Here is a 4,650-nt window from a genome sequence, read left to right on the forward strand (position 1 = left end):
GAGCGGTACGGCACGCCCCTCGACACCCCCTGCGGCACCCTCACCCATCTCTTCCCCACCCCGGCCGGGCTGACCGCCCACCCGGCCGCCGGGCCGCTCGCCCGCGCCCTGGCCGCCGGGGAGGTCCGCCTCGACCCGGGCGCCGACCGCGAGGAGGCCGAGCGCGCCCTGCGGGCCGTCGCGGGCGTGGACGCGGGGACCGCCGCCCTGATCCGCATGCGGGCCCTCGGCGACCCGGACGTCGCCCCCGCGTCCGTACCCGGACCGGAGGCGGAGCGGTGGCGCCCCTGGCGCTCGTACGCGGCCCGCTACCTGGCGCCGGAGCCCGCCCCGCTCAGCCGCCGATGACGGCGCCCGCCCAGGCGCCCGCGATGAGCAGGCACGCGAACAACTCCACCAGGACGCTCGTGCCCGCCGCCCGCATCACGGCCCGGGTCGCCGCCCTGGCCTGGCCGTGCCCGCCGAGGCGCAGGCGTTCCGCGAGGTAGATCCCGCCCACGAAACCGGGGACGGCGCCCACCACCGGGAGCAGCAGAAAACCGAGGAGCGCGCCGGCGCCCGCGTACGCGACCATCCGCCGGGTGATGCCGACGCCCCGGAAGCGGCGGGGCGGCAACTGCCAGACCACCACCTGGGTCAGCAGCAGGAGCGCCGTCGAGGAGACCAGCAGGATCCAGGCGAGGCCGGTCCGTTCCTGCAGCGACCACCACAGCATGGCGGCCCACACGAGCCACGTCCCCGGCACTCCGGGCACGAGTACCCCGAAGACGCCGAGCAGCATCACCGTCGCCACCATCAGGAGCTGCCACACACCCACCCGGCCAGCGTCCCTCACCCACTGCCTCCGCGCAGGTCCGGCGCGGCATCCGGGAGGACGCGGGCCCGGGGGCACGGATGCCGCGGCCGCACCGGAGCCCCCGCCACTCCCGCCTCAGCGCCGGGACACCCACCCCTTCTCGTACGCGTGCCACCCCAGCTGGAGCCGGGTCGTCACCCCGGTCAGTTCCATGAGGCCCTTCACCCGGCGCTGCACCGTCCGCAGGCCCAGGTCCAGCTGCTTGGCGACGCTCGCGTCCGTCATGCCCGCGAGGAGCAGGGACAGCACCTCCAGGTCCGTGGCGTCCGGACCCGGTGCCTCGTCCTCCGTGACCTGCGCGCCGGCCCCGAGCCGCAGCGGCAGCGCGTCGCGCCACACCGACTCGAAGAGGCCCATGAGCGACTCCAGCAGCCCGCTGGCGTGCACCACGAGCGCCGCCGGCTCCGCGCCCCGGCTGGTCAGCGGCACCATGGCCAGGGTCCGGTCGGCGACCACCAGCTTGGTGGGCACCCGGTCCACCACGCGGACCTTCTCGTCCCGGCCGAGCGCCGCCGCCAGCTCGCCGAGCCCCGAGGGCTGGGTCAGCACCTCGCGCTCCAGGACCACCCGGTAGGCGACACCGCGGCTCGCGGCCCGCTCCTCCACGTCGTTCTCCAGGCCCGTCACGGCGATCGGCTTGCCCGTGACCAGCGCGCAGACCTCCTCCGTGGCGCCGAGCTGGAGCTGGAAGAAACGATGCGCCACGGCGCTCGCCCCGGTCACCACCTCCACCAGGTCGTGAACCGCCGGTTCCGTCGCCTCCGCCCGGTACTCCTCGGCGAGGAGCTTCGCCGCCAGCTCCGCCTGTTCCAGCTCGTGCCGCTGCTGGGTCAGCAGGGCCCCGAGCGCCACCCCGGGCGGCGCCGCCACCCAGCGCCCGGTCCGCGCGGAGGACTGGGCGGCGAGCCCCTGCGCCTCCAGCCGGCGCAGCGCGCGCTCGGTGTCCTGCTCGGGCAGCGCCAGCCGGTGCGCGAGATCGGAGACCTCCGCCGCGCCCAGCGCCACCAGCGCCCGGTACGCGGACTCCTGACGTCCGTCGAGTCCTATCGCTCCCAGCATGTGTGTCCCGCCCCTCGCCGTACCACCGGCCGCGTCCCGGGGGTTCCCGGAGCGCCTGCCGGAGGCATTCGTTCCGTTGGTGACCTGGCGGGAATCGGCCACGGCGTATTCCCGCCGTGCCCATCATCCCCGCACCGCCCTCACCTCTGCCAATGTGGCGCCACCGCAACACCAACAGTCTCCGGAAGCGGACCTTTCGCGCCCTTTTTCCGGAATCAGAGGGGGAGAGCGATGCGCCCGATGCCCCGTACGTTCCTGAGGGCGGCGACCGCCGCCGTCCTGGCCGTCACCGCGGTCGCCCCGTCCTTCGCGGCAGTGCCGCAGGACGGACCGACCGCCGGCCGACCCCTGGTCGGAAGCGAGACCCCGGCCCCGGCCGGAGCCCGGACCGCCACGGTGACCCTGGTCACCGGAGACCGCGTCCTGGTCACCCGGGACGCCGCGGGAAACCCGGCGGCCACCGCGCTGCCGCGCGAGGACGGCACCGTCCCGCTCGTCCAGACCCGCCGCTCGGGCCAGGACCTCTACGCCTACCCCGACTCCGCCGTCCGCGCCCTCGCCGCCGGCCGCGTCGACGAGGAACTCTTCAACGTCACCGGCCTCGTCCGCCAGGGCTACGACGACGCCGCCACCCCCACCCTGCCCCTCATCGCCACCTACGGCTCCGACGTCACCCGCTCCGTGCCCGCCGCCCCGCGCGGCGCCCGCCGCGGCCACGTCCTCACCACCGTCGACGGCGTCGCCCTCACCGCCGACAAGAAGCGCGCCGCCACCTTCTGGGCCGAGGTGGACGCCCCCGGCGCCCGCTCCGCCACCGGACTGAAGAAGCTCTGGCTCGACCGCAAGGTCGAGGCCACCCTGGAACGCTCGACCCGGCAGGTCCGCGCGCCCGAGGCCTGGGCCGCCGGCTACGACGGCACCGGCACCCGGGTCGCCGTCCTCGACACCGGCGCCGACACCGACCACCCCGACCTCAAGGGCCGCCTCGTCGCCTCCGAGAACTTCACCGACTCCGACACCGCCGCCGACCGCCAGGGCCACGGCACCCACACCCTCTCCACCGTCGGCGGCTCCGGCGCCGCGAGCGGCGGCCGGAACAAGGGTGTCGCCCCCGGCGCCCAGCTCCTCAGCGGCAAGGTCCTCGACGACCACGGCTCCGGCGCCACCTCCTGGATCATCGCCGGCATGGAGTGGGCCGTCGCACAGGGCGCCGACGTCGTCTCCCTGAGCCTCGGCAACCCCTCCGAGACCGACTGCGACGACCCGATGAGCGCCGCCGCCGAGGAACTCGCCCGCGGCGAGGGCACCTTGTTCGTCGTCGCCGCCGGCAACGCCGGTCCCTCCCTCAACTCCGTCTCCTCGCCCGGCTGCGCCCCCGGCGTCCTCACCGTCGGCGCCACCGACCGCGACGACACCACCGCGTCCTTCTCCAGCCGGAGCCCGGTCGCCAACGCCGCCCACACCCTCAAGCCGGAGATCGCCGCCCCCGGCGTCGCCATCTCCGCCGCGGCGGCCGGCGGCCGCGGGCCGTACGCCTACCAGGCCATGTCCGGTACGTCGATGGCCACCCCGCACGTCGCGGGCGCCGCCGCCGTCCTCAAGCAGCGCCACCCCGACTGGACCGCCCAGCGGATCAAGGCCGCGCTCGTCTCCTCCGCCGACAGCGGCATCCCCGGTGACGTCCGCGAGACCGGCGGCGGCCGGCTCGACGTCAAGGCCGCGATCGACCAGTCCGTCCTCGGCGCCCCCGCCGTCCAGGGCGGTGCCTTCGCCTGGCCGCAGGACCGGAGCGACCGCACCACCGTCCGCGTCCCCTACACCAACACCGGCGCCGCGCCCGTCACCCTCCGCCTGGCCGTCGAGAAGGTCACCGGCAACGACGGCTCCGCCGTCCGCGCCCCGATCGCCCGGCTCGGCGCGCGCACCGTCACCGTCCCGGCCGGCGCCACCGTCCACGTGCCCCTCGACCTGGACCCGGCCGCCCGCCTGACCCGCGCCCAGTACGGTGACGTCACCGGCCGCGTGATCGCCACCGGCCCCGGCGGCCTGCGTGTCTCCACCCCCTTCGCGCTCCACGTCGAGCCCGAAACCGTCACTCTGCGCGTCAAACTGATCGACCGTCAGGGCAACCCGGCGGGCGGCGCCTCCTCGCTCGACGTGATCGGCACCGACACCGCGAGCGGTGAGCGCCGCTTCAACGAGGGCGCCGCCGACCAGCTCTACCGCCTGCGCCCCGGCAGCTACTTCCTCACCTCCTTCGTCACCACCCCCGACGAGGGCGAGGGCGCCACGCTGAACGACTCGCTCAGCCACCTGGCCCGCCCGCAGCTGGAGCTGCGGAAGGACACCACCGTCGTCCTCGACGCCCGCCGCGCCCACCGGCTCATCGTCCGCACCGACCGGCCCTCCGAATCCCACGGCACCACCCTCGCCTTCGCCCGCTCCTGGGACGACACCTGGCTGCACGCCGGCACCGCGGCGGGCCCCCGCACCCTGCGCGGCTACTACGCCTCGGTCGAGGGCCACGCCACCGACGGCACCTTCGAGTCCGGCAGCTACTGGCGCACCGCCGCCCCGCAGATCACCTCCCTGCGCACCGGCGACGGCCTGACCCTCCACCCGGTCACCGCCTCCACCGGCTCCGACAACCTCGACGGCACCGGCTCCGCCCGACTCGCCGACGCCGGCACCGGAACCCCCGAGGAGCTCGCGGCCGCCGGCGTCCGGGGCCGCGT

The 4,650-nt window shown here is 75.8% G+C and carries 3 protein-coding genes and 1 pseudogene; 2 read left to right on the forward strand and 2 right to left on the reverse strand.

Features of this window, described 5'->3' with window-relative positions; all coding sequences use genetic code 11:
• Positions 1 to 348, forward strand: a pseudogene (locus RIF68_RS27975) (DNA-3-methyladenine glycosylase 2 family protein); the annotation flags it as partial.
• Here the strand turns inward: RIF68_RS27975 and RIF68_RS27980 are convergent.
• Both RIF68_RS27980 and RIF68_RS27985 read right to left on the reverse strand, forming a co-directional pair.
• Positions 335 to 817: a DUF456 domain-containing protein gene (locus RIF68_RS27980; protein WP_309054084.1), complete on the reverse strand. Its 483-nt coding sequence runs from the start codon at positions 815 to 817 to the stop codon at positions 335 to 337. The pseudogene RIF68_RS27975 and the gene RIF68_RS27980 sit on opposite strands and share 14 nt — an antisense overlap.
• A gap of 114 nt (positions 818 to 931) precedes the next feature.
• Positions 932 to 1,915 carry a helix-turn-helix domain-containing protein gene (locus tag RIF68_RS27985; RefSeq protein ID WP_309054082.1) on the reverse strand — a complete coding sequence of 328 codons (984 nt, stop codon included), beginning with the start codon at positions 1,913 to 1,915 and terminating at the stop codon, positions 932 to 934.
• Positions 1,916 to 2,146: 231 nt separating this feature from the next.
• Between RIF68_RS27985 and RIF68_RS27990 the strand changes: the two genes are divergently transcribed.
• Positions 2,147 to 4,650 (forward strand): S8 family serine peptidase (locus tag RIF68_RS27990; RefSeq protein WP_309054083.1); only part of this gene is annotated, 2,504 nt, incomplete at its 3' end.

This window comes from Streptomyces sp. (assembly GCF_031178505.1).
Classification (GTDB): Bacteria; Actinomycetota; Actinomycetes; order Streptomycetales; family Streptomycetaceae; genus Streptomyces; species Streptomyces gulbargensis.